Annotated in this window: 24 protein-coding genes; 9 read left to right on the top strand and 15 right to left on the bottom strand. The window is 62.2% G+C overall.

Annotated features, from left to right (window positions below):
* Positions 1–4: 4 nt before the first annotated feature.
* The 3 genes from plsX to OEG82_RS11145 form a co-directional block, all read right to left on the bottom strand.
* Positions 5–1,063: a phosphate acyltransferase PlsX gene (gene plsX / locus OEG82_RS11155; protein ID WP_267612523.1), complete on the bottom strand. Its 1,059-nt coding sequence runs from the start codon at positions 1,061–1,063 to the stop codon at positions 5–7.
* Positions 1,064–1,159: 96 nt separating this feature from the next.
* On the bottom strand, positions 1,160–1,723 hold the full coding sequence (locus OEG82_RS11150) for a YceD family protein (RefSeq protein ID WP_267612522.1): 564 nt from the start codon (positions 1,721–1,723) through the stop codon (positions 1,160–1,162).
* 13 nt (positions 1,724–1,736) lie between these two features.
* Positions 1,737–2,273 (bottom strand): ubiquinol-cytochrome C chaperone family protein, encoded by a 537-nt coding sequence (locus OEG82_RS11145; RefSeq protein WP_267612521.1) that lies wholly within the window; start codon positions 2,271–2,273, stop codon positions 1,737–1,739.
* Positions 2,274–2,409: 136 nt separating this feature from the next.
* Here OEG82_RS11145 and OEG82_RS11140 point away from each other — a divergent pair, with 136 nt between their 5' ends.
* Positions 2,410–2,919, top strand: a complete 510-nt coding sequence (locus OEG82_RS11140; protein ID WP_267614928.1) for an outer membrane protein assembly factor BamE — start codon at positions 2,410–2,412, stop codon at positions 2,917–2,919.
* A gap of 110 nt (positions 2,920–3,029) precedes the next feature.
* On the opposite strand, the gene OEG82_RS11135 is transcribed toward OEG82_RS11140, so the two are convergent.
* From OEG82_RS11135 to ribH, 4 genes are all read right to left on the bottom strand, one after another.
* Positions 3,030–5,183 (bottom strand): sodium-translocating pyrophosphatase, encoded by a 2,154-nt coding sequence (locus OEG82_RS11135; RefSeq protein ID WP_267612520.1) that lies wholly within the window; start codon positions 5,181–5,183, stop codon positions 3,030–3,032.
* A gap of 244 nt (positions 5,184–5,427) precedes the next feature.
* Positions 5,428–6,666: an MFS transporter gene (locus OEG82_RS11130; RefSeq protein WP_267612519.1), complete on the bottom strand. Its 1,239-nt coding sequence runs from the start codon at positions 6,664–6,666 to the stop codon at positions 5,428–5,430.
* Positions 6,667–6,671: 5 nt separating this feature from the next.
* Positions 6,672–7,166: a transcription antitermination factor NusB gene (gene nusB / locus OEG82_RS11125; RefSeq protein ID WP_267612518.1), complete on the bottom strand. Its 495-nt coding sequence runs from the start codon at positions 7,164–7,166 to the stop codon at positions 6,672–6,674.
* Between the two features lie 2 nt (positions 7,167–7,168).
* Positions 7,169–7,624 (bottom strand): 6,7-dimethyl-8-ribityllumazine synthase, encoded by a 456-nt coding sequence (gene ribH, locus OEG82_RS11120; protein WP_267612517.1) that lies wholly within the window; start codon positions 7,622–7,624, stop codon positions 7,169–7,171.
* 272 nt (positions 7,625–7,896) lie between these two features.
* Between ribH and OEG82_RS11115 the strand changes: the two genes are divergently transcribed.
* Positions 7,897–8,613, top strand: coding sequence for a DUF2161 domain-containing phosphodiesterase (locus OEG82_RS11115; protein ID WP_267612516.1), 717 nt, complete (start codon positions 7,897–7,899; stop codon positions 8,611–8,613).
* A 196-nt stretch (positions 8,614–8,809) separates the two neighbouring features.
* Positions 8,810–10,162: an O-antigen ligase family protein gene (locus tag OEG82_RS11110; protein ID WP_267612515.1), complete on the top strand. Its 1,353-nt coding sequence runs from the start codon at positions 8,810–8,812 to the stop codon at positions 10,160–10,162.
* Here OEG82_RS11110 and OEG82_RS11105 read toward each other — a convergent pair.
* From OEG82_RS11105 to OEG82_RS11075, 7 genes are all read right to left on the bottom strand, one after another.
* Entirely contained in the window at positions 10,123–10,737 is a 615-nt protein-coding gene (locus OEG82_RS11105) for a riboflavin synthase (protein WP_267614927.1), read from the bottom strand. The genes OEG82_RS11110 and OEG82_RS11105 overlap by 40 nt on opposite strands.
* A 4-nt stretch (positions 10,738–10,741) precedes the next feature.
* A complete protein-coding gene (ribD, locus tag OEG82_RS11100; protein ID WP_267612514.1) occupies positions 10,742–11,845 on the bottom strand; it encodes a bifunctional diaminohydroxyphosphoribosylaminopyrimidine deaminase/5-amino-6-(5-phosphoribosylamino)uracil reductase RibD in 1,104 nt (367 codons plus the stop codon).
* Positions 11,846–11,849: 4 nt separating this feature from the next.
* A complete protein-coding gene (nrdR, locus tag OEG82_RS11095) occupies positions 11,850–12,332 on the bottom strand; it encodes a transcriptional regulator NrdR (RefSeq protein WP_267612513.1) in 483 nt (160 codons plus the stop codon).
* 6 nt (positions 12,333–12,338) lie between these two features.
* Positions 12,339–13,652: a serine hydroxymethyltransferase gene (glyA, locus tag OEG82_RS11090; RefSeq protein WP_267612512.1), complete on the bottom strand. Its 1,314-nt coding sequence runs from the start codon at positions 13,650–13,652 to the stop codon at positions 12,339–12,341.
* Between the two features lie 244 nt (positions 13,653–13,896).
* On the bottom strand, positions 13,897–15,165 hold the full coding sequence (locus OEG82_RS11085; protein ID WP_267612511.1) for a L,D-transpeptidase family protein: 1,269 nt from the start codon (positions 15,163–15,165) through the stop codon (positions 13,897–13,899).
* A 331-nt stretch (positions 15,166–15,496) separates the two neighbouring features.
* Positions 15,497–16,021: a transcriptional regulator LdtR gene (ldtR, locus tag OEG82_RS11080; RefSeq protein ID WP_267612510.1), complete on the bottom strand. Its 525-nt coding sequence runs from the start codon at positions 16,019–16,021 to the stop codon at positions 15,497–15,499.
* Between the two features lie 124 nt (positions 16,022–16,145).
* Entirely contained in the window at positions 16,146–16,592 is a 447-nt protein-coding gene (locus tag OEG82_RS11075) for a DUF6163 family protein (RefSeq protein WP_267612509.1), read from the bottom strand.
* A gap of 226 nt (positions 16,593–16,818) precedes the next feature.
* Between OEG82_RS11075 and hemB the strand changes: the two genes are divergently transcribed.
* The 6 genes from hemB to OEG82_RS11045 all read left to right on the top strand — a co-directional run bounded on the left by hemB (position 16,819) and on the right by OEG82_RS11045 (position 23,396).
* The gene (gene hemB, locus OEG82_RS11070) at positions 16,819–17,874 is read left to right on the top strand and encodes a porphobilinogen synthase (protein WP_267612508.1); all 1,056 of its coding nucleotides are present in this window, start codon (positions 16,819–16,821) and stop codon (positions 17,872–17,874) included.
* A 414-nt stretch (positions 17,875–18,288) separates the two neighbouring features.
* Positions 18,289–18,666: an RDD family protein gene (locus OEG82_RS11065; protein WP_267614926.1), complete on the top strand. Its 378-nt coding sequence runs from the start codon at positions 18,289–18,291 to the stop codon at positions 18,664–18,666.
* A 255-nt stretch (positions 18,667–18,921) separates the two neighbouring features.
* The gene (locus OEG82_RS11060) at positions 18,922–20,742 is read left to right on the top strand and encodes an SLC13 family permease (RefSeq protein WP_267612507.1); all 1,821 of its coding nucleotides are present in this window, start codon (positions 18,922–18,924) and stop codon (positions 20,740–20,742) included.
* A gap of 19 nt (positions 20,743–20,761) precedes the next feature.
* On the top strand, positions 20,762–21,511 hold the full coding sequence (locus OEG82_RS11055) for an arginyltransferase (protein WP_267612506.1): 750 nt from the start codon (positions 20,762–20,764) through the stop codon (positions 21,509–21,511).
* A gap of 148 nt (positions 21,512–21,659) precedes the next feature.
* Positions 21,660–22,571 carry a DMT family transporter gene (locus tag OEG82_RS11050; RefSeq protein WP_267612505.1) on the top strand — a complete coding sequence of 304 codons (912 nt, stop codon included), beginning with the start codon at positions 21,660–21,662 and terminating at the stop codon, positions 22,569–22,571.
* A 99-nt stretch (positions 22,572–22,670) separates the two neighbouring features.
* On the top strand, positions 22,671–23,396 hold the full coding sequence (locus tag OEG82_RS11045; RefSeq protein WP_267612504.1) for a DUF3750 domain-containing protein: 726 nt from the start codon (positions 22,671–22,673) through the stop codon (positions 23,394–23,396).
* Positions 23,397–23,422: 26 nt separating this feature from the next.
* On the opposite strand, the gene parC is transcribed toward OEG82_RS11045, so the two are convergent.
* Positions 23,423–25,669 carry a DNA topoisomerase IV subunit A gene (gene parC, locus OEG82_RS11040; protein ID WP_267612503.1) on the bottom strand — a complete coding sequence of 749 codons (2,247 nt, stop codon included), beginning with the start codon at positions 25,667–25,669 and terminating at the stop codon, positions 23,423–23,425.
* Positions 25,670–25,813 lie beyond the last annotated feature (144 nt).

Below are 25,813 nucleotides of genomic sequence, written 5' to 3'. Positions count from 1 at the left end.
CATCCTAGCTGGAAGAGCTGTCCACGGCCGGCACGGCAAGCGCTGAGCGACGTGTGTGATAGAGGTTGAGATCGTGTTCGATCTTTGACTTCAAACCGTTGCGGACCATGTCATAGCCGACATCCACCGCGGCTGCGAAGCCGTCAATATCGGCGCCGCCATGGCTCTTGATGACAATCCCGTTGAGGCCGAGAAACACGCCGCCATTGACCTTGCCTGGATCCATTTTCTCGCGCAGCAGGTCGAAGGCGCCCTTGGCGAAGAAATAACCGATCCGCGCCATCAGGGTGCGCGACATCGCGGCACGCAGATAGCCGCCGATCTGGCGGGCGGTGCCTTCCGCGGTCTTCAGGGCGACATTTCCGACGAAGCCTTCGGTGACAACGACGTCGACCGTTCCCTTGCCCAGGTCACCGCCCTCGACAAATCCGTAATAGTCGAAGCTCGGCATGGCGGCCTCGCGGATCAGACGACCGGCCTCCTTGATCTCTTCCATGCCCTTGACTTCCTCGACGCCGATATTGAGCAGGCCGACGGTGGGCTTTTCGATCTCGAACAGGGCTCGCGCCATCGCGGCACCCATCATGGTGAAGTCGATCAGTTGCTGGGCGTCCGCGCCGATAGTGGCGCCGACATCGAGCACAATGCTCTCGCCGCGCAGGGTTGGCCAGATCGCGGCGATGGCGGGCCGGTCGATATTGGCCATGGTGCGCAGGCAGAATCGCGACATGGCCATCAATGCGCCGGTATTGCCGGCCGAGACGCAGACATCGGCGTCACCGGTCTTGACGGCTTCGATGGAGCGCCACATCGATGAGCGATAGCGTCCGTGCCGCAGCGCCTGGCTGGGCTTGTCATCCATGCTTACGGCGATTTCGCACGACACGAAGGTCGAGGCCTCGAGCAGAGCCGGGAAATTCTTGAGCACGGCAAGGCACTCGGCTTCGAGACCGAACAGAGTGAAGCGGATTTCCGGGTGTCGTTCCAACGCCTTGGCGACGCCGGGCACAATCACCTTGGGGCCATGATCGCCCCCCATTAAGTCCACCGCTATTCTGATCACACCCCATCCTTTATCCCCGGCTCTACGGGCCGGATTTGTGGGCAGAAAATACCCGTTTTCGCACGGGGCACAACTGCTTTGTCACCGCAGATGCGGCTAACCCTTGGAATCTTCCCGCTTCAAAGACTGCAAAACCGAAAAAGGTGACGGTTTTTTGTCCTGCGACGGATCGCTCTCGATCCGGTCACCGAATTCAAGACCCGGTTTGCGGGGATAGGAATCAATCGCGAGCGCTGCGAACTCGGCAACCACGGCGCCGAAATCGATCGTGTCGCCAGTAAACGTTTCGGGCAAATCCGGGCCTTCCGGGTCGAGAAACATCTCGCCATTGTTGTCCAGCATGCGGCTTGCGAGCCGTGAGTTCTCGGGCAGGAAAATGGATTCGAAATCCTCTTCTATCTGCTGGGTGACCGGTTCAAGCGTCACCACACAGGGCTGGACGACCGAAGAGCTGATATGGCCGGTGAGCCGCACGCCGTCGCGCTTCCAGCGGCTGAGCACCACTTCCGCCTCGAAGTTGAGCACCTGCGACACACCCCACTGTCTTTCCAGCCGCTTGAGATCGGCTGCATCGGCAGAGATGCGAACGGTCACCGCGCTGGCGGAGATGTTGCTCACCTTGACCGGATAGGAAAACAGATCGTTGTCTGGCTGTGTCATCGGATCTTCTTTCTCAATGGGTTTCCGGAAAGGCCAGTTGACCCGCCGCCAGTGTTTCCTCGGAAACCGCTTCAAGGTTCCGGGCGGTCTCGATCATCCATTCCGACAAGGCCTGCATCGACGGGGCATTGTCAGGCTGATCTGGGTGCAGGTTGCGCCGCAAGGCCTCGACCAGGGCATCGCGGTCACCTTCGGCAAGCGCCAGACCGTAGGACTTGGCGCGGCCGTAAAACATCCGGGCAAATTTCTTCATGCGCTTGGGCACGCTGGTGTCGCCCACGCCAAGTTCACGCATCGAATGGTCGATGTCCTCGAAAAAGGCATCCACGATTTCCTGGGCGATGCCCTGCGCTGCCTCGTTGGCGGTGCCGGTCCGGCGCAGATACAGCACGAGATGGATGCTGATCATCTCGAATCGGCCCATCACCGTATCAGGAGCGCCCATTTCCGCGTAGAACACCGGAGAACGGGCCGACTGGGTAATCCGCTCATATTGACTCTCGACCAGAGCCTGATTGGCTTTATTTCGTTTGAACAGGTTCCAGATCATGAAAATGCCTTCAATGGCGGATGGGTATCATCGCAACTGCGATAGACTGGCGTGTTGCATCCGTGTGGAAGCTGGTTTACCGAATGGAACACAAAACGCAATGGCCGCAGCATTCACGCTCGCATGCCAAAGGGAGATGTCGTTGACGATGAGAGTTTTCAAGGCAACCGGACGGGTTTTACGTCTCGGCGCCGCAGTTGCGGTCGTCTCAACGCTCGCGCTGACTGGCTGTTCAACCGGTGAAGTGTTCAATCAGGGCTATGTCGTCGACCAGACCGCCCTGGACCTGACGCCCGTCGGTTCCAGCCGCGAGCAGGTCTTGCTGTCGCTGGGGACGCCGTCGACGACGGCCACCTTCGACAACGAAGTTTTCTATTATATTTCACAAAAGCGCACCCGTGCCGCGAGCTTCATGAAACAGAAGCTTGTCGGGCAATCGGTGCTGGCGGTCTATTTCGACGACGAAGGCATCGTCACCAACATTGCCAACTACACGCTGCAGGATGGTCAGGTGTTCGACATGATCTCCCGCACCACGCCGACCGGCGGACTTGACAAGCCCTTCCTGGCACAGGTGCTGTCCGGCTCGACACCGGATGCGACCCGGAACGCGGTGGCCCGGTCTATCCTGGGTGGCGGCAACTGATCCGATCCCCGGCCTGAGCTGACCCTCAGTCGCACACCAGATCAAAAACCCCGCGGAGATCGCTCTCCGCGGGGTTTTTCGTTTCAAAGGCGATGTGCCTGACTGTCGGCCTAGTGCGCGAGCACGGCCAGCAGCAGCAGCGCCACGATGTTGGTGATCTTGATGGCCGGGTTGACGGCCGGACCGGCGGTGTCCTTGTAGGGATCGCCGACGGTATCACCGGTCACCGAAGCCTTGTGCGCCTCGGATCCCTTTTCGTGCCTGACGCCATCCTTGTCGACGAAGCCGTCTTCGAAGGATTTCTTTGCGTTGTCCCATGCACCGCCACCCGAGGTCATCGAGATGGCGACGAACAGGCCGTTGACGATCACGCCCAGAAGCGACGCCCCGAGTGCAGCAAAGGCCGAGGCCTTCGAACCGGAGATCAGCAGCACGCCGAAATAGACGAACAGCGGCGCCAGCACCGGCAGCAGCGACGGCACGATCATTTCCTTGATCGCGGCCTTGGTCAGGATGTCCACCGCACGGCCATAGTCAGGCTTTTCGGTGCCGGCCATGATGCCCGGCTTGGCCTTGAACTGGGCGCGGACTTCTTCCACGATCGAACCCGCAGCGCGACCCACGGCTGTCATGGCAATGCCGCCGAACAGATAGGGGATCAGACCGCCGAAGATCAGGCCCGCAACGACGTAGGGGTTGGACAGATCGAACGAGATCTCGCCCATGTCCTTGAAGTAGGGATAGAGCGTCGAGCCTTCCGCATTTGCCTTGGCGGCAAAGAACTTCAGGTCGTTCGAATAGGCCGCAAACAGCACCAGCGCGCCGAGACCGGCAGACCCGATGGCGTAGCCCTTGGTGACGGCCTTGGTGGTGTTGCCGACCGCGTCGAGCGCGTCGGTGGCCTGACGCACTTCCGGCGGAAGACCGGACATTTCGGCGATGCCACCGGCATTGTCGGTGACCGGGCCGAAGGCGTCGAGCGCGACGATCATGCCGGCGATGCCGAGCATGGCGGTAACCGCGATGCCGGTGCCGAACAGACCGGCAAGCTGGTAGGTCGAGATGATGCCGCCGACGATGACGATCGCAGGCAATGCGGTGGATTCAAGCGAAATCGCAAGACCCTGGATCACGTTGGTGCCGTGACCGGTGACCGAAGCCTGGCTGATCGAGTTGACCGGACGCTTGTTGGTGCCGGTATAGTACTCGGTGATCACAACGATGAGCGCGGTGACGATGAGGCCGACAACGCCGCAGGCAAACAGGCCCGAACCGGTGATCGACTTGCCGTCGATGACGGCGATTTCGCCCCAACCGATGGTCATCTGGGTAGCGCCGGCAAGACCGACAATCGACAACACGCCGGTGACGATCAGGCCCTTGTAGAGCGCGCCCATGATCGAGCCGTTCTGGCCAAGCTTGACGAAGAAGGTGCCGACGATCGAGGTGATGATCGAGGCGCCGCAAATGGCCAGCGGGTAGAGCATGGCCGATCCGAGGATATCCATGCCGCCGAAGAAGATCGCTGCCAGAACCATGGTTGCGACAACGGTCACCGCATAGGTTTCAAACAGGTCGGCAGCCATGCCGGCGCAGTCGCCGACATTGTCGCCGACATTGTCGGCGATGGTGGCCGGGTTGCGCGGATCGTCTTCCGGGATACCGGCTTCAACCTTGCCGACGAGATCGCCGCCAACATCGGCACCCTTGGTGAAGATGCCGCCGCCGAGACGGGCAAAGATCGAGATCAGCGATGCGCCGAAGCCGAGCGCCACCAGGGCGTCGATGACCTGACGGCTGTCGGAAGCCAGACCCATTGGGCCGGTCAGCAGGTAGTAATAGACCGCAACACCCAGCAGCGCGAGGCCAGCGACCAGCATGCCGGTGATGGCGCCCGCCTTGAAGGCGATGTCGAGACCGCTTGCAAGATTGACGGAGGAAGCCTGCGCCGTGCGCACATTGGCGCGCACCGAGACGTGCATGCCGATATAACCGGCCGCACCCGACAGAACTGCGCCGATGAGAAAGCCGATGGCGGCGGTGGCGCCGAGCAGCAGATAGGTGACGACCACAACCACGGCGCCGACGATGGCGATGGCTGTGTACTGACGGTTCAGATAGGCCTGAGCGCCTTCACGAATGTAGCCTGCGATTTCCTGCATGCGTGCATTGCCCTGGTCGGCTGCCATCACCGATTTGGTCGCCCAGACGGCGTAGACAATGGAAAGCAATCCACAGGCGATCACAGCAAAAAGAATTGTCATGCTGATATCCCTCCAATTTGGCCGGAATCAGATGATCTCCCCCGGCCAGATAACGCGCGGCCAAGGATCCCGGACCACGCGTCCGGACCATGCCGCATCGCGGCGGATGATTGCGACAGAGGTGGGGTGACGTCAAGAGCGTCGATAGGCTAATTGCCCGGACACCTGCAATAAGCTCAGGGAAAGCTTGCTTATTTGGCAGAATTGATCCGGCCTGACCGGACCGATACTTGCGCAAAAAGGATCAAAGTGCCTGACGGCGCTCCCAGATGTTCTGGGCAGCCAGAGCCAGCAGGCAAAACAGCGCCACAGGCCAGAACAGGCTGTTGAGCGCGTCCCAGCCCCAGGCATTGAGCACCTTGCCCGACATCAGCGAGGAAAAGGCGACAATGCCGAACAGGGTGACATCGTGAAAGCCCTGAACCTTGTTCTTTTCCGACTGCCGGTAGGTCATGGTCACCATGGTGGTGGCGCCGATGAAGCCGAAATTCCAGCCGATGCCCAGGAGAACCAGCGCCAGCCAGAAGTTCCACAGTTCGATCCCCATATGGGCGACGACGGCGCAGCCGAGCAGAATGAACAGCCCGGTCGCCGTGATGGTGTCGCGGCCGAAGCGGGCGATCAGCTTGCCGGTGAAAAAGCTCGGCGCGAACATCGCCATCACGTGCCACTGGATGCCCAGCGTGGCGAGTTCCGGCGAGAAACCGCATCCGACCATCGCCAGCGGGGCGCCGGTCATCATGAAGGTCATCAGGGCATAGGAGCCGACGCCGCAGATCATGGCGGTGACGAAGCGTGGCTGGCTGATGATTTCAAACAGCGGCCGTGCCGGCGTTTCGTCATGTCCGGCATCACCGGGCCTGGAATCATTGGGGACGCGCAGGAACCAGAGGATCGACATGGTGATCAGCGCCAGCGGCAGCAGCGCCACGAAGGATCCCGCAAACATCACAGGCGCGAACAGTTCGCGCGTGTAGATCACGGTCTGCGGCCCGATGATGGCGGCGAAAACGCCACCGGCCAGCACCCAGGAAATGGCCTGCGCCTTGAAACTGGACGGAGATCCGTCGGCGGCGGCAAAGCGGTATTGCTGCACGAAGGCGCCACCCAGGCCGATAAAGGCCATGCCGAAGGCGAAGAACCAGAATTCATGACGGAACAGGGCAATCGCCGAGAGCAGGCCGCCCAGCGCCGTCATGGCCATGCCCGACAGGAAACCGTAGCGGCGGCCGATCTGGCGCATCAGCCAGGCCGCAGGCAGCGCTCCGACGGCAACGCCGAGGTTGAAACCTGTAACCGGTGCCGTTGCCAGCGACTTGTCGGCGCCCAGCAGGTAGAACCCGGCAAGGCCGCCCATCGAAATGGCGATCGGCGCGGCGGCACCGCCAAAGGCCTGCGATGCGGACAGCAGCAGCGCGTTGCGGCGCGCCAGATTCTCGGCATCGGTCGTCCCGGCCAATCCAACCTTGTCGAGAAAAGCCATGCCGGTCAGCCCTTGTTGGGTTTTTGCTCACCACGATATTTGCGCGCCAGGCGGTCAAGCACCGCATTGACGATCTTCGGCTCGTCGCCCTCGAAGAACGCCCGCGCCACATCGACATATTCATTGACGATGACGGCGATCGGCACGTCCTTCTTGGTGGTCAGCTCCCAGGCCCCTGCCCGCAGGATCGCGCGCAAAGTGGCGTCGAGCCGCGACAGCGGCCAGTCCTCGTTCAGGCTGGTACGGATTTCCGGATCGAGCGCCCGCTGGTTTTCGACCACGCCTGACACAACGGCGCGGAACCAGGCCGGATCTGCCGGCCGGTACTGTTCGCCGTCAATCTCGTTGCCGAGGCGATGGGCTTCGTATTCGGCGACGATTTCGAGAACGCCTGCCCCGCCGATATCCATCTGGTACAGCGCCTGGACGGCAGCCAGCCGAGCGGCGCCGCGCTGGTTGGCGACCTTGATTTCCGGCGATGAAGGTTGGTCAGTAGTCATGGTCACCCTGCCAGCTGGCTTTTCAGCGTGATCATCGACAGCGCCGCACGCGCTGCGAAGCCGCCCTTGTCGAGCCGGTCCTTCTTGACCCGTTCCCAGGCCTGGTCGGCATTTTCAGTGGTCATGATGCCGTTGCCGATGGCCAGCGATTCAGACACGGACAAGGTCATCAGGCCGCGCGCGGACTCGTTGGCGACGATGTCGAAATGATGGGTCTCACCCCGAATGACGACGCCGAGCGCGACAAAGCCGTCGAATTCGACCCCGCCCTCATCCATCGCATCCAGCGCCATGGCGATGGCCGGCGGAATTTCCAGCGCGCCCGGCACCGTCACGACTTCATAGGTGGCGCCTGCCGCATCGAGCGCGGATGTGGCGCCGTCGAGAAGCGCGTCGGACATATCGTCATAAAACCGCGCTTCAACAATCATCAAATGCGGTGTCTTGGACTTGGCCATGACGGAATTCCTTCTTGCGTGCGGCTTTGCCACGCATCACGGGTTCCAGGCAGGAACCATAAAAACAGGTCGGATCAGAGCGCGGTCAAAACACTTTGTCCGGCGCTTGGCAAGCACAAAAGGACGTCTGCGGCGGCTCAGCGACCTTTTGTCAGCGCGAATGGTTAAACCTGCCCGGCCGGCACGCGGCACCGGCAGCCAGGACAATCACCAGCTCACGGCGGGCGAACAGGATCTTTGCGCGGCGGTGCGACTCCGCTATGCAGGCAGGCATGCGCGCACCCAAACCCAAGGAAACGGATCTCTACCTGCCGGTCAAGACGCTGCTCGAAGGCCAGGGCTATACGGTCAAGGGCGAGATCGGCGCGGCTGACATCGTTGCCGTCCGCGGGGACGAGGATCCGGTCGTCGTCGAACTGAAGACCGGTTTTTCGCTGTCGCTGTTTCATCAGGGCATCGAACGCCAGGCGATCACCGATCAGGTCTATATCGCCGTGCCGCGCGGCACCGGACGGGCGTTCCTCAAAGCCATTGCCGCCAACACCTCGCTGTGCCGCCGGCTGGGTCTGGGCCTGATGACCGTCCGGCTCAAGGACGGGCTGGTCGAGGTTCATGCCGATCCCGCGCCCTACAGGCCGAGAAAATCTAACATCAAGAAGGCGCGGCTGCTGAAAGAATTTGCCCGACGGACAGGAGACCCCAATTCAGGCGGCGCCACGCGGCAGGGCCTGATGACGGCCTATCGCCAGGACGCCCTGCGCTGCGCCCGTATCCTGGCCGAGCTGGGACCGACCAAGGCGGCGCTGGTGGCCAAGGCCTCCGGCGTCGACAGGGCGCGCGCGCTGATGGCGGACAATCATTACGGCTGGTTCGAGCGGGTGGCGACCGGCATCTATGGGCTGTGCGACAAGGGCAGCGAAGCGCTGGTATTTCATGGCGATCCGGACAGTCCGGCAGAGATTGCCGATCCGGGCGACACACCGAATTGAACCACGACCACCTTCGACACCGGTGAACCCGCTCTTCCCCGCTGCGCGCGGGCGATTTTTACGGTTGCTTAACCATAAATGCGGATGCTTGCCGCTTCACATCTCTTGCCCAGGCAATGGCATGCGCCACCCATCACACAGCTTTTACGGACAGCCCGCTGCGGCATGGTCCCCGCTGCAAGACAGCGCGCATCCGATGCGACAGCCCGCGCTGTCGGTGCGGCTGGTGCGCGGCCTGGCAATTACGCTGTCGGCGCTCGGGCTTGCATTGATGCTGATTTCGCTGCAGCCCTTTGCCATTGAGAGCATGGTCAACGAAGCCGTTGCCACGGAGGGAAGTCTGGTCAATCAGGTCGGTTTTCTGGCGGCGGGGCTGGTGTTTGCGCTGGCAATGCTGAGCATGGTCAGCCGCCGGGTGCTTGCCAGCCTGCTCAGTCCAAGCCTGCTGCTGCTGTGCGTGGTGCTCGGCTACAATGTGGCAACCGCGCCGGATTCCGATACCACCTTGCGCGCGGTGGTGTTCACCGTCATCGGCATGTTCATCGCATTTTCGACCATCGTTCTGCCCCGCGGCGAGAAGGATTTCCAGATCGCGCTGATGCTCGGCGCGACGGCGGCGCTGGCCATGTCCTATGGCGGGCTTGTTCTCGCGCCCGGCCTGGCGACACATGGCTATGATGTCTATGAACCGCAACATGCCGGGTTGTGGCGCGGCCATTTCAGCCACAAGAACGTCGCCGGACCGGTGATGTGCATCATCGCCATCTTCGGGGTCTATCTGATGCGCAGCGGCCACCGTCTGGCCGGACTGATCATCTTCGTCGCCGCCACCGTGTTCGTGCTGCAGACCGGGTCCAAGACCACCAGCGGCTTCTTCCCGCTGTCGATCCTGATCGTGTTCATGGCAAGCCTCTTCGGCCGCAGTTCCGCAGCCATCCTGGTTCATCTGGCCGCGCTCGCGGCTGTGGGCCTGCTGACGCTGGGATCGCTCTACAGCCAGGAACTGTCCAGCCTGGCTGCCGCTTTGCTGACCGACGAGACCTATACCGGCCGCACCACGTTGTGGGCATTCGGCCTGTCAAAGATCCCGGAGCAGCCATGGCTCGGATACGGGCTTTACAATTTCTGGGGCACCGACACCGTCTTCCTGCTCGACAAGCCGTTCGAATCCGCCTGGGATTACCGCTTCATTGTGCATGGCCACAACAATTACGTCGATATCCTCCTCAATCTGGGCGTGATCGGCGGATCTGTGGTGATCTGGTTCCTGTTCATCGGTCCGATGTTCAACTATGCCAAGGCGCGGCGGATCCCCGGCAATGCCAGGCTGGCCGACATGTTCTTCATGATCATTGTCTTTGCCAGCCTGCTGTCATTCCTCGAGACCTTCTTCCTGGCCCGCAACAGTGCGCTGTGGCTTATGCATGTCCTGGCAGTGTTCGGGCTGCAATTGCTGGCCCGGTTCAGCATGGGAAATCCATTCGCAGGCCGAACCGCGCCTTCAGCCCGTCAGGACTGGGCGGCAGTTTCGGCCAGGCGCGCCGCATAGCGGGCCATCTGGTCCACCTCGAGATTGACGTGATCGCCCTCGCCCCGCTCGCCCCAGGTGGTGACGGACAGGGAATGCCGGATCAGGAGCACGTCGAAATCGGCGCCATTGACCGCATTGACGGTCAGCGAGGTTCCGTCCAGCGCCACCGACCCCTTGGGTGCGATGAACCGAGACAGTTCCATCGGCGCCCGCAATGTGAAGCGGCGGGCTTCGCCCTCGTCCTTGATCGCGATGATCTCGGCCTGCCCGTCGACATGGCCTGAGACCATGTGGCCGCCGAGTTCATCGCCGATCTTCAGCGAGCGCTCGAGATTGATCCGCTGATCCTGCGCCCAGGTCGCAATCGTGGTCAGCCGCAGCGCCTCCTCCCAGGCCTCGACCTCGAACCAGCGTGCATTGTCGCCATGTTGCGGCAGTGCCGTGACGGTGAGGCACACGCCGGAACAGGCAATCGATGCGCCGATGTCGATCCCGGCCGGATCCCAGGCGGTCTCGATTCGCAAGCTGACGCCCTGGTCGCGCGGTGTCACGGCGGCCACCCGGCCGATATCGGTGATGATGCCGGTAAACATGGTTTCAAACCCTTTCATATTCATCGATCCGGTCGTCTCCACAGATCATGGAGGCGACCGGACGGAAAGCAGACGGGACAGTCAGGCGCGTGACCGGCGCGTCAACGGCATCGCCGTCAATATCAGACGGGCCGGTCAGCAGCACGAGGCGATCGACGAGCCCCTCGGCGAGGAATGCGTGGGCCACCGCGGCACCGCCTTCAACAAAGACGGTGGAGAGGCCGCGCGCCGCCAGGTCTTCCAGCAGTTCGGGCAGCGCCAGCCGGCCGTCATGCGCATCGGAAGCGATGAACTCCGCTCCGCAGGCCGCAAGCTCGGCGCGCCGCGGATCGTCCTGTGCAGCGGCAGTGGCGATCCATAACGGCACTTCGCGCGCAGAGCGAACCAGCCGAGAACCGAGCGGCAATCTCAAATGCGTATCGAGCACCAGCCGGATCGGAGAGCGATCCTGCAGGCCCGGAAGCCGGCAGGTGAGTTCCGGATCATCATTGATGGCGGTGCCAGCGCCGATCAGGATCACATCCGACAACGCGCGCAGGGCATGGACCTGATTGCGCGAGACTTCACCGGTAATCAGCACCTGCTCGCCATCGCGGCGGCCGATCTTGCCATTGGCGGAAACAGCAAGTTTCAGAGTCACATGCGTGCGGTTTTTCATGCGTCGAGTCAGGTAGCCGGCGAGACCGCGTTCGGCCTCGGCGGCAAGCACCCCCTCCTCCACCTCGATGCCGGCCGCGCGCAGTATCGCGTAGCCCCGGCCCGAAACCCGCTCGTCCGGATCGGTGGCAGCGGCGACCACGCGCGCAATGCCGGATGTGACCAGCGCTTCGGCGCATGGCGGTGTGCGGCCGTGATGAGCGCAGGGTTCGAGCGTGACATAGGCAGTTGCGCCGCGCGCCAGGTCGCCGGCCTCGGCCAGCGCCTGCGCCTCGGCATGCGGGCGCCCGCCAATGGCGGTGACGCCGCGTCCGACGATCACATTGGCGCCGTCGACCTCGCGAACGATCAGCGTGGCGACGGAGGGATTGGAGCCGGTGCGGCCCTCGTGCCAGCGTGCCAGACGGATCGCCGCCGCCATGTAGCGACGGTCAAGCGCGCTCGCCGTCATGGTGTCAGATATCCCCGGCAGTGGTATCGCCGGCAATCCGCGCGGTCAGTTCGGAAATGGTCCGCTCGAAATCCTCCGGGCCGGTAAAGTCCCGGTAGACCGACGCATAGCGGACAAAGCCGACATCATCGAGCGCCTTGAGCGCTTCGAGCACCAGGAGGCCGATCCCGTCGGTGGCGATCTCGGTTTCGCCGGAACTTTCCAGGCGACGAACAATGCCCGAAACCGCACGGTCGATCCGCTCGGGATCGACCGGCCGCTTGCGCAGCGCGATCTGGAAGGACTTGGCCAGTTTTTCACGGTCGAACGGCACCTTGCGGCCGGTCTTTTTCAAAACCTGCAAATCGCGCAGCTGCACCCGTTCGAAGGTGGTGAAGCGACCGCCGCAATCGGGGCATACCCGACGCCGGCGGATCGCGGCGCCATCTTCGGCGGGCCGCGAATCCTTCACCTGGCTGTCTTCAGAACCGCAATAGGGACACCGCATCCGCCGTTACCCGAGATAGGGGTAGAGAGGGAAACCGTCGGTGAGCGCCATGACCTTCTTCTTCACCGCGGCCTCGACAGCGGCATTTCCATCTTCGGAATTGGCCATCTTGAGACCGTCGAGAACCTCGGAAATGAGATTGCCGATCTCGCGGAATTCCGCCTCGCCGAAACCGCGGGTGGTGCCCGCAGGGCTGCCGAGCCGGACACCGGAGGTGACAAAGGGCTTTTCCGGGTCAAACGGAATGCCGTTCTTGTTGCAGGTGATGTTGGCGCGACCAAGGGCTGCTTCAGCGCGCTTGCCGGTGGCGTTTTTCGGCCGCAGATCGACCAGCATCAAATGGTTGTCGGTGCCGCCGGAGACGATATCGAGACCATTGTCCTTGAGCGAGGCTGCAAGGGCGCGGGAATTGGCAACGACGTTTTCGGCATAGATCTTGAATTCCGGCGTCAGCGCTTCGGCAAAGGCAACGGCCTTGGCGGCGATGACATGCATCAGGGGACCGCCCTGCAGGCCCGGAAAAACGGCCGAATTGACCTTCTTGGCGATGGTCTCGTCATTGGTCAGGATCATGCCGCCGCGCGGGCCGCGCAGTGATTTGTGGGTGGTGGTGGTGACGACATGGGCATGCGGGATTGGCGAGGGATGCTGGCCACCGGCCACCAGACCGGCGATATGGGCCATGTCGACCATCAGATAGGCGCCGATGGAATCGGCAATTTCGCGGAACCGCTTCCAGTCCCAGATGCGCGAATAGGCGGTACCGCCGGCAATGATCAGCTTGGGGCGTTCGCGTTCGGCGGTTTCGGCAATCGCGTCCATGTCGAGAAGATTGTCATCTTCGCGCACGCCATAGGAAATCACCTTGAACCACTTGCCCGACATGTTGACGGGTGAACCATGGGTGAGATGTCCGCCGGAATTGAGGTCGAGACCCATGAAGGTGTCGCCGGGCTGCAGCAGAGCCAGAAACACGGCCTGGTTCATCTGCGAGCCGGAATTGGGCTGCACATTGGCGAAGTCGCAGCCAAACAGCTTCTTGGCGCGCTCAATGGCAAGGGTTTCGGCGATGTCGACAAATTCGCAGCCGCCATAATAGCGCTTGCCCGGATAGCCCTCGGCATATTTGTTGGTCATGATCGAGCCCTGGGCCTCGAGCACAGCGCGCGACACGATGTTTTCGGAAGCGATCAGCTCGATTTCATGCCGCTGACGACCCAGCTCACTCTGGATCGAACCAAACACGTCCGGATCGGCTTCGGCCAATGGCTTGTTGAAAAAGGCGTCCGCCAGGCTGGCGGCAGAAGTCGCGTTGGACATGTTCCAGGTTCCTTGTGTGGCTCGGGTCTGGCAGAACGCCTGCCTGGTTTCGGAGGCGCTCTGGAAATCGGCTCGACTCCGGTGCGAGGCGTGTCGACCCGGAAGCGGCTGTTTACCCCTGTCGCATCACAAGGGCAATATCCGCAGGCTCAAATGCGTCATTGTGAGCACCAATCACACCCTCCATACAAAAAAGCCGCCCGTGTCGGGGCGGCTTTTAAAGTGTGTGTCCGGCAGGCAGACCTCAGCGCAGTGCGAGTTCTTCCACACCGTCGCGCTGATAGACATCGTCGCGGAACTGGACAACGCCATCCTGCGAGGCCCAGGCGGTGAAATAGGTGAAGTACACCGGCACCGGGGTCGACAGCAGGATCTCGGTGTTTTCGCGCGAGGCGATGGTCGCTTCCATTCTCTGGCGATCCCAACCCGGCGTGTCGCGGAGCAGCCAGGTGTTGAGGTCGCGCACATTCTGCACCCGGACGCATCCCGAGGATTCAAACCGCAAAAGCTGGTTGAACACACCCTGCTGTGGCGTGTCGTGCATGTAGACAGCATGCGGATTGTGGAAATTGATCTTGGTCGAGGACATGGCGTTGCCCTTGCCCGGATCCTGGCGGAACATCAGGGCCGGCGCCTTCTCGGCATTCCAGTCCACCATTTCCGGCGCGACTTCATTGCCCTGATTGTCAAACAACCGGATATTGTTGCGCGTCAGATAGGTCGGGTCCTTGCGCATCAGAGGCACAATGTCCTTCTCGATGATCGAGCGCGGCGAGGTCCAGTACGGATTGAGAATGATCTCGTGGATCTTGGAATTGAGAATCGGCGTCTGACGGTCGATCTTGCCGACAATCGCGGTGTGGCGCAGCACGACGCTGCCATTTTCCACCGCCTCGATCTGAGCCGCTGGAATATTGACCATCACATAGCGGTCGCCGAGGAAACCCGACATCGAGCGCAACCGCACCAGATTGGTTTCGAGCTGTCCGAGCCGCACATCGGCCGAAACATTGAGCGCCTGATAGGTGAAGCTGCCCAGAACACCATCCGGCGGAAGGCCGTGGCGCGCCTGGAAGCGCTTGACGGCGCCATCGACATAGGAATCGAATTCGTTGGACAGGCCGGCGCTGCGGTCCATGTCGCCGGAGGCGATCAGCCGCTGGCGCAGGACCCGCACGTCGGGATCGGACACGCCCATGCGCAATTTCTTGGTTGCCGGCACCATCGGCCAGCCGCCGCGGGCAATCAGCCCCTGATAATCGAAGATCGCGCGCTCGACATAGGCAATCGTGTCGGCGCTGGCGATCGGATAGCGGGTCGCCGTTTCGGCCACAGAGCGCGAGCTCTTGGCGTCGAACTGGTCGTCCCAGGAGCCGCGCCGGGGTGAACTGATGATGTCCTGGATTGTCGACTGGGCCAAGGCCGGGCCAGCGGCCATCGCTGCGGCTGCCATGCCTGCCGCGCGGCCGATGAACCGGCGCCGGGAAAGCTTGTCTAGTCCGGATTTTGTCATGCGTAATCCACCATGCATTCGAAGCTGACGTTGAGAGTTGCGAATTTGTCTATCATGCTAATGTTTAAAATTCGGAACCAGAAGCGATCCGTCAAGCCGGTCGCGACACATTTGCGTGAGCACGCGACAAGAGCCAAACCGGATGGGCCGGTTTCCCGCCGCCACATTGATGCCCATTTTCACCGCTCGCACGGCAATATGGCCAATTCATGGTCCGCAGCCGAATGCGGCATCTGCGGTTGCCGGAGGCCATGATCCGATCCGGGCAAGACCAGACACAAAAAAGCGGCAGAGCCGAGCCCGCCGCATTTTTTCACAGATCGCGTTCGATTCAGAGGCGATAGAGGATCTGGTCGTTCCAGAACCGGTCAAGACGCTGCATCAGACGGTTGAGTTCCTCGAACTCGCTGGCGCCAATGCCGCCGACCTTGGCGATCGAATTGATGTGGCGGTCATAAAGACCTGCAACGATTTCTGCGATTTCGGTGCCGTGCTCGGTCAGGCTGATGCGCACTGCGCGGCGGTCGACGCGTGAGCGCTGGTGGTTAATGTAGCCCAGATCGACCAGCTTCTTGAGATTGTAGGAGACGTTGGAGCCGAGATAGTAGCCGCGGCTGCGCAATTCGCCGGCGGTGAGCTCCGAATTGCCGATATTGAACAACAGCAGCGCCTGGATGGCATTGATGTCGGTGCGGTTGGCGCGGTCGAACTCGTCCTTGATGACATCGAGCAGACGGCGGTGAAGCCGCTCGACCAACTGAAGCGATTCCAGGTAGAGATCGCGCAGGCCTTCGGACTCGTCGTTGGCCGCTGTATTCTTCGGTGCCGCGGCAAGTGCGGAATTGGTATATGACATGATGACTGCCTCACTGTTGTGGTGGCGGTTATTGTTCCCGCCTTGAGACAGACACTATCGAATACCCATAAAATTCTACTTAAACTGTAGGCTTAACAGCGGGTTACCCGGGAGCGACCGCGCATTAGAGTGAATCATGTCTTACCTGCTTGGCATCCTGGCGGCGCTTGATGAAGAGCGCGATGCGGAAACCGACATAGACCAGGGCAACCACCGCATGGGCCACCATCAGCAGCGGGCGCTCGCCGAACCACTGCGGCAAGGCCTTGTGCATCGTCACTTCCGCTCCGGCCGCAGCCACCCAGATAACCGGCCCCCAGGGCACATGCATCCACAGGCCGACGGCCGCCACCGGAAGCAGCACCGCCAGCGAGGCGGCGGCCAGTTGCCAATAGGAGGGAATCAGGTCGAAACGCGACATGCCGCCATCCGAGTAGCCGATCAGCCGTCCCCAATATTGCAGCCCGGCCAGCAGGCAGCTTAACGCCACCAGCCGCATGAACAGCCGGAAACTGGCTTCAAGGGCACCTGTGCCGAGCTCTGGTGCGGCGCCGATCTGCAGTATCGCCATGAACGGCGTCTCCTTTTTCAGGACAGGAGACACTTGCGCGCTCACTGTCGAGGCGCAGTCATAGCCAATCCGCAGTCCGGCATGCAAGCCGCAGCGTGGCCTCGGCCCTGGTGAGGTCATTTGTCCGGCTTGACCGGCCGGCCTCCGGTGCGGTCTAAAGCTTCGGACACGCGTGCAATCAATCCGGCAACGGCGCCACGCGAATGCAAGCCCGGGGATGAGACTGATGAGCAAAGATTCCAAGAACACGGCGGCCGGCCTGGCAGCCGCAGCCGCAATCGATGTCGACGAGATCACCGGGCACCGCCGCATGCGCCGCACCCGGGTGGCCGACTGGTCGCGCAGGCTGGTGCGCGAGACCCGGCTGACCGTGGACGACCTGATCTGGCCTCTCTTCATCGTCCCCGGCACCAACATCGCCGAACCGATCGCCGCCATGCCCGGAGTCAACCGGATGAGCGTCGACAGGGCGGTGGAAGCGGCCAGGATGGCTGCCGATCTGGGCATCCCCGCACTTGCCACCTTCCCCAATGTGGAGATGGACAAACGCGACGTCACCGGTTCGCACGCGCTCGATCCGGACAATCTGATCAACCAGGCAACCCGCGCCATCAAGCAGGCCGTGCCGAATATCGGCATCATCACCGATGTGGCGCTCGATCCCTTTACCAGCCACGGTCATGACGGAATTCTGCGCGACGGCGAGATCATTAATGACGAGACCGTGCGCGCCATCGCCGCAGCAGCCGTCCATCAGGCCGATGCCGGGGCCGACATCATCTCGCCGTCCGACATGATGGACGGCCGCATCGGCGCGATCCGCCGGGCGCTTGACGCGGCAGGCCACCAGAATGTGGCGATCATGTCCTATGCGACCAAATTCGCCTCGGCGTGCTACGGACCCTATCGCGAGGCGATCGGCACCTCGGGATTGTTGAAAGGCGACAAGCGCACCTATTACCTTGATCCGTCCAACGCCATGGAAGCCATCCGCGACGCCGGAATGGACGTCGAAGAGGGTGCCGACATGCTGATGGTCAAGCCCGGCCTGCCTTATCTCGACATCTGCCGGGCATTGAAGGACACTTATGGCCTCCCGACCTTCGCCTATCAGGTGTCAGGCGAATATTCGATGATCAAGGCCGGTCACGCGGCGGGCTATATCGACGGAGAGCGGATCATGATGGAAAAGCTGCTGGCCTTCAAACGCGCCGGTTGCGACGGGATTTTGACCTATTTCGCGCCGGAAGCGGCAAGGCTGATCGCCAAGGGCGGCGGCTGAGCGGGCGGTTGTGCCGGTTCACTGATCCATCTGGGGATGCTAACTCCCAAGCCCCCGTCATACCGGATCAAGTCCGGCATTGTCTGTTTGACTTCTGGTAATAATGGCGTGCTGGCATTGATAATGCTGGTGTCGGATCGGGTGGCCGCCCCGATCCGATGATGGTGGTGTAAGATAGCGTCCTGCAGCACCGCAAATTCTTGCGCCAAAATGTGCGCTTCGCCCGTTCAGCCCGGCTCCAACCCTTTAACTGTGGCGCCTCACTTCCTACATTTGCTCGAGCGCGGCCGTTTTGCCCGCAACCTTTGACAGGAGAGACCCGTGAGCCAACCGTTCCCAGACAGCGCGCCAGAGCAGGCAACCGGCGCCTATGACGACATCGCGCTGTATGACGGCGTGCGGAGCAGGCGGATCATGGCGTTCTTCATCGATTACGCCATCGTGCTGGCGCTGTGCGTGCCGGTGGCGGTGCTGGTGTTCTTCATCGGCATTTTCACTCTGGGTCTCGGTTTCTTTCTCTATCCGATCCTGTTCCTGCTGGTCGCCGTCCCCTATATCGGCCTGTCGATGGGTGGTCCCAACCAGGCCACACCGGGCATGCGGATGATGAACATTCGCGTCGTCCGCCTCGATGGCCGGCCGGTCGATTTCACGCTCGCTGTTGTCCATGGCGTGTTGTTCTGGGCGCTCAACGCCGTGCTGACCCCGCTGATCCTGCTCGCCACCCTGGTGCTCGACCGCAAGCAGACCGTGCACGACTGGCTGCTCGGCACCGTGGTGGTGCGCGGGTAGGTTTTCCGGAGCCGGTCCCATCCTGTCAGGACTGACGCCCCCTCGCCTCTCGTCGTCGCGGATCATGTCCCGAATGACGGCGATTCCCTGACGGGAACGCCGCGCATTTTTTCGCAAATCCGTTTCCCGATGCCGTCACGCCCCGCACCGGGCGTTTCGCCGCAGCGGCCCCGCTGGAAAATTTAGCCCTAGGCTTGGCAGTGTGCGGCGCGGTAAAGTGGTTGCACGCCCGCGCCAACAGGTCACCACGCATTCATGCCCGATTTTCATCTCATTGCGACGTTCGTCATCATCGTGGCAACCATCATCGCCTATGCCTCCGAACGCTGGGCCATGGAGGGCGTTTCGCTGGTTTCACTGGCGGCCGTGCTGATCGTCTTCGGCATCGTGCCCTATTCCGGCATCGATGGCGCGGTGCTCGAACCCGAGCAGTTGCTGGCCGGATTTTCCAACCCCGCGCTCGCCACCGTCATTGCGCTGCTGATTGTCGGTCAGGGCCTGTTTGCCACCGATGCGATGGAGCTGCCGGCACGTAAGCTCGGCCGCATGGGCGGCTCCAGCACCTTCCGGCCGATCCTGTTCATCCTGGTCGGCGCCGCGGTGATCTCGGCATTCCTGAACAACACGCCGGTGGTGGTGATCTTCATCCCGATCCTGGTGGTGATTGCCGCACAGCGCTCGATCTCGCCGAGCCGGGTGTTCATTCCGCTGTCCTTCATCACCATCCTGGGCGGCATGACCACGCTGATCGGCTCGTCGACCAACCTTCTGGTGGCCGGCGTGGTGCGCGATTATGGCTATGAAATCGGTTTTTTCGACATCACCGGCATGGGCGTGATCCTGGCGTTGGTCGGCGGCGCCTATGTGCTGGGCGTGCTGCCGCGCCTGCTGCCCGAGCGCGATGCGGAACTTTCGGTGGGCGCCAAATCCGGTGCGCAGTTCATCGGCGAGATCACCCTGTCGCGCGACCATCCCTTTGTCGGCATTTCGGCCAAGGCCGGCATGTTTCCCGGTCTTGGCGACCTGACGCTCAGGATGCTGCAGCGGCGCGACGTGCCGGTGTTGCCGCCCTTTGAAGACATGACGCTGTCGGTCGGCGACACGCTTGTGGTGACGGGCACCCGCAAGGCCTTTTCCAAGGTGCTGGCGCGCGGCCGCGCCGGTCTGGAAGCCGATGACGGCCAGTCCGACGAGACCCCGCAGGACCTGCCGCCAGGTCCGGACTACCATCTGGCCGAAGCGGTGATCGCACCGGGCTCGCGCTATGCCGGGCGCACCATCCAGCTTTCCGGGCTCAGGCCGCAATTCGGCATTTCGGTACTGGGTGTGCAGCGCAAGAGCCGCATGGCGCGCTCGGCGCTGTCCGACATCCGGCTTGAACCCGGCGACACGCTGCTGATCGGCGGCCCGGTGGATGCGATCCAGCGGCTTCGCGGCAATCACGACCTCCTGCTGCTTGAACACTCGGCCCAGGCCGTGCCGCAATCGCGCAAGGCCCGCATCGCGGTGGCAATCTTTGCGGCCATCGTGCTGGTTTCGGCGTTTTCGCTGGTGCCGATCGTGGTGGCGGCAATCTGCGGCGCGGTGCTGATGCTGCTGACCGGCTGCCTGTCGATCCTGCAGGCCGCACGTGCCTTTGACCGGCAGATATTTCTGCTGGTCGGATCCTCGGTGGCCCTGGCGACCGCGCTTGAGTCAACCGGCGGTGCGGCACTGATTGCCTCGAGCTCGCTGTCGCTGCTGGAGGGCGCGCCGCCCGGCGTGATCCTGTCGGGCCTGTTCCTGGTGATGGCGGCGCTGACCAATGTGCTGTCGAACAATGCCACCGCCGTGCTGTTCACGCCGATTGCGCTGGGCATCGCCAAGGGCATGGGTGTTTCACCCGAACCGTTCATCGCCGCGGTGATTTTCGCGTCCAACGCGTCCTTTGCCACCCCGATCGGTTACCAGACCAACCTGCTGGTGATGGGCCCCGGTCACTACCGGTTCAGCGATTTTTTGCGCGCAGGCACCCCGCTTGTGATCATCATCTGGTTGACCTTTTCATTACTTGCGCCATGGTATTACGGACTGTGACCCGCTTCGACACCAAGGCATGATGAACCAGAACGTCAACTCACCGCAGTTTTTTCTGACCGCGCCCTCGCCCTGCCCCTACCTGGAAGGCGAGAGCGAGAGAAAGGTGTTCACCCATCTGGTCGGCGGCAAGGCGCCTGCGCTGAATGATCTTCTGACCCAGGGCGGCTTCCGGCGCTCGCAGAATATTGCCTATCGTCCGGCCTGCGAAGCCTGCCGCGCCTGCGTTTCGGTGCGCATTCTGGCTTCCGAGTTTCAGCCGACCCGGTCGATGCGCCGCAACCGCGCGGCCAATACCGATGTGGTCGCCACCGAATATCACGCCGAACCGTCGAGCGAGCAATACAAGCTGTTCCGTCGCTATCTCGACGACCGCCACCAGCGCGGCGGCATGGCCGACATGAGCATCGGCGACTACGCCATGATGGTGGAGGATTCGCATGTCGACACCCGAATCATCGAATACCGCATCAAGACCGAGGGCGATGGATTGCTGGAAGTCCCGGCTGGAGAGCTGATCGGCGTGGCGCTGACCGATTACATGAGCGACGGGCTGTCGATGGTCTATTCCTTCTACAAGCCCGAAGAAACCGGCCGTTCGCTGGGCACCTATATGATCCTCGATCACATCGCCCGGACCCAGGCGCTGGGGCTGCCGCATGTCTATCTCGGCTATTGGGTCAAGGGATCGCGCAAGATGGAATACAAGACCCGGTTCCAGCCTCAGGAACATCTCAGAGCCCAGGGCTGGCAGCGCTTCGCCCCCTAGGAACGCTTCCGGCACGGCCGCGCGCCGGCGGGCACACGCGCATCCGTTTCGCTCCAGGCTTTGCGCTTGACGACCACGGGCAATCCCTGCTCCACCGGATGTCCGGCACTCTCCGGTTTCATGCAATCCGCTCAAGGCCAGTTCCGCCATGCAAGACCCAATCACCGCTGCGGCGAGCCATCGCAAGGGCCTGCTGATCACCGCCTTTGGCGGCCTGATGCTGACCATCGACATTCCGCTGCTGCGGCTGTCGGAAAGCGATGCCTGGTCGGCGCTGGCAATGCGCAGCGCGCTGACCTTCCTGGCAGCGCTGTTTGCCTGGAGCGTGCTCCGCTTCGTGTTCAAGAAACATGTGCCGATCATTCCGGGCAAGGCCGGGCTTGTGGTGGTGACGCTTTACGGCATTGCCTCGATCACCTTCATGCTGGCGGTGTTCAACACGACAACCGCCAACCTGGTGTTCATCCTGGCGTTCAATCCGATGTTTTCGGCACTTCTTGCCTGGTGGCTGATCGGTGAACGGCCAAAACCGCAAACCTTGCTGGCCATGGCGGTGATGATCGTCGGCGTGCTGCTGATCGTCTTTGACGGCCTGAAGGCGGGCAACATCACCGGCGACCTCTACGGACTGGCCTCGAGCTTCATTCTGGCCGGCGCCATCACCGCCAGCCGCAAGGCGCGCACCAGCATGGGCTTTGCACCGCTGTTTGCCGCCGTGGTGCCGGCACTGATCGGACTGGCAATGGCCGGCGGCCCGGCGGGCCTGGTGCTGGGCGAACCGGTCTGGCTGGTGCTCAACGGGTTGATCATCATCCCGATCGCGTTCTGGTGCCTGGCAACCGGGCCGCAATATATCTCGGGCCCGGAAGTGGCGATGTTCTATCTGCTCGAGACCATTCTCACCCCGATCTGGATCTGGATGATCTTTGCCGAAGCGCCAACCCCGACCGGTCTGGTTGGCGGCGCCATCATTGTCACCGCATTGGTGGCCCATTCGGTGTGGCAATTGTTGCATCACCGGCGCAAGGCGCGCAGCCTGGCGCCGCGGCATCCGGTGTAAATCGGCAAAAGCCCTCCTGTCCGGAGCTGCTGCCGCAGAAACGTCGCAAGGCCGTGCTTGAACAGGCCTGTCCGATCGTTCCGAGGCTTGCCGTCACGCATGAAGAAAATCCTGCTGCTTGTGTTTTTGTGTTTCATCGTCCCTGCCCTGGCCTCGCTCGGCGTGCGGGCAGCCGGCTCGCAACCGGGGTCCTGGCGCAGCGCCGACTGGTCGTCGTCGGGCCAGTTGCCGGAGGCGGGCAGCGATCCTGACGCCGCGCTGTATGTGATGACCGCCAGAACCGGCGGGCTCAAGGGCGCGCTGGCGGTGCACAGCTGGATAGTCACCAAGACCAGGAATGGCGGCTACACCCGCTATGACAAGGTGGGCTGGGGCAGCCCGATCCGCATCAATGGCTACCCTGCCGACGGCCGCTGGTATTCCAATGATCCCGACATTCTGGTGGCGCTGCACGGCGAAGATGCGGCACGCCTGATCCCCAGCATCGAGGACGCGGTCAGGACATATCCATTTTCCGGGCGTGGCGACTATACCTTGTGGCCGGGTCCGAATTCGAACTCCTTCGTCGCCCATGTTCTCAGAAACGTGCCGGAACTGGGGATATCCCTGCCGCCCGAAGCGGTGGGTCGCGATTTCCGGCCGTTTGGGGAATTTGTCACCCTGTCACCCGACTGGCGCAATCTCGAACTCTCGCTCGGCGGCTATGCCGGGTTTGCGGTCGGCACCCTCTACGGCGTCGAACTGCGGCTTGGCGGACTGGTATTCGGAATAGATGTAGCACGCCCGGGGATCAAGCTGCCGGGATTTGGACGGATCGGCGTTTGAGGCGGACCGAAAAATGCCTCGGCTGATCAGCTGAACTTGCCGGATCTCGGGAAGCCCTTGGGCACCAGGCGGCCGGCCTGGGCGCGGTCGGCGATCCATTCGGTCAGCTCGTCCTTCTTGCGGTTGTGCATGCGGCCGGCGCTGTCTTCCCATGTCAGCCCGTCCTCCATGGCAAAACAGCGCACGTCGGCGGCGCCGCCGTCCTTGTAGCGCTGCAGGCGCACGCCCTTGCCGCGGCTCATTTCCGGCAGCTGCGTCAGCGGAAAGATCAGCATCTTGCGGTTTTCGCCGATGATGGCGACATGATCACCCGTCACCGGCACGCAGAGCCGGGTTTCGACCGGCAGGCTGACATTCATGATCTGCTTGCCCTTGCGGGTATTGGCCACCATGTCGCTCTCGGCGACAATGAAGCCGTTGCCGACGGTCGAGGCAAGCAGCAGCTTGCGCGCCGGATCGTGGACAAAGGCGGTCAGCACCGCCTGGTCATTGTCCATATCGACAATGATCCTGAGCGGTTCGCCATGGCCGCGGCCGCCGGGCAGCTTGTCGGCGCCCAGCGTATAGGCCTTGCCGCCGGTGGTGACGATGACGATCTTGTCGGTGGTGTTGGCATGGAAGGCGATCTTGAGCTGATCGCCATCCTTGAACTGCAGCCCGGCATAATCGGCCATGTGACCCTTCATACCGCGGATCCAGCCCTTTTCCGAAATCACCACGGTGATCGGTTCCTTCTCGATCATCGCCTGTTCGATCGCCGCGAGGTCAGCCACCGGAGCCTCCGCAAAGCGGGTGCGGCGGGCGCCAAGCTCGGTCTCCTTGGAGAAGGTCTCGCGCACCTTGCCGACTTCCCAGGCCACCGTCTGCCATTGCTTGGCATCGGAGGCGAGCAGCGCTTCGATATCCGCCTTCTCGCCGGTCAGATTGCCGAATTCCTTGCGGATTTCCATTTCCTCGAGCTTGCGCAGCGAGCGCAGCCGCATGTTGAGGATCGCCTCGGCCTGGACGTCGTTGAGCTCGAAGGTCTTCATCAGTTCGAGTTTCGGCTCGTCCTCCTCGCGGATGATGCGGATCACCTCGTCGAGATTGAGATAGGCAATGAGGAAACCGGACAGCAGTTCCAGCCGCCGTTCGATTGCCGCCAGGCGATGGCGTGACCGGCGCTGCAGCACCTCGCGGCGGTGCGCCAGCCATTCGGTCAGCACCTCGGCGAGATTCATCACCTTGGGCACCTTGCCCATCGACAGCACGTTGAGATTGAGCGGAATGCGGTTTTCCAGGTCCGACAGCCTGAACAGGGATTCCATCAGCAAGGTGGGATCGACGGTGCGGCTCTTGGGAATCAGCACCAGGCGGACGTCCTCGGCGGATTCATCACGGACATCGTCGAGCAAGGGCAGCCGGCGGGCGATCAGCAGTTCCGCGATCTTTTCGATCAGGCGCGATTTCTGCACCTGGTAGGGCATCTCGGTGATGACGATCTGGTAGCCGCCACGGCCGGTGTCCTCGGTCTCCCACTTGGCCCGGACCCGGAAGCCGCCACGGCCGGTCCGGTAGGATTCGAGAATGGATTCGCGGCTGTCGATGACGACGCCGCCGGTGGGGAAATCCGGCCCCTCGACATATTGCAGAAGGTCTTCCACTGTCGCGTCCGGCCGGCGGATCAGCGCCAGTGCCGCGTCGCAGAGTTCTGCTGCATTGTGCGGCGGGATCGACGTCGCCATGCCCACGGCGATGCCGGTCGAGCCATTGGCGAGCAGGTTCGGAAAGGCGCCGGGCAGCACCACCGGCTCGCTGTTTTCCTCGTCATAGGTGTCGCGGAAATCGACCGCATCCTCATTGATGCCTTCGATCAGCAGTTCGGCGACCGCGGTCATCTTCGATTCGGTGTAACGCATCGCAGCGGCGCTATCGCCGTCGATATTGCCGAAATTCCCCTGACCATTGGCCAGCGGATAGCGCACCGAGAAATCCTGCGCCAGGCGCACCAGCGCATCATAGATCGACTGGTCGCCGTGCGGATGGAAGTTACCCATCACCTCACCGACGATCTTGGCGCTTTTCTTGAAGGACCCGGCTGATTTCAGCCCCATCTCGCTCATGGCATAAACGATGCGGCGATGCACCGGCTTCATGCCATCGCGCACATCGGGCAGCGCCCGGTGCATGATGGTCGACAATGCATAGGCCAGATAGCGCTCCTCGAGCGCTTTCTTCAGGTCAACGGCTTGAATGTGGTCGCCCCCACCGGGCGGAAGCAGGCTTTTTCCCATGGGCACGGGTTAACGGAAGCACTGATTCGGGGCAAGGGGCGGCAGCGTCAAGCCCCGTCGTGCAGCCAGGTTCCCACACATTAATGCCGTCCACGCCATTTTTCCGCCGCTTATCGCGGGATCATGGCTGGACGGTGTGACGTG

Origin of the sequence: Hoeflea ulvae (genome assembly GCF_026619435.1) — a bacterium.
In the GTDB taxonomy this organism is placed as follows: Bacteria; Pseudomonadota; Alphaproteobacteria; order Rhizobiales; family Rhizobiaceae; genus Hoeflea; species Hoeflea ulvae.
This window is presented reverse-complemented; position numbering and strand designations above follow the sequence as displayed.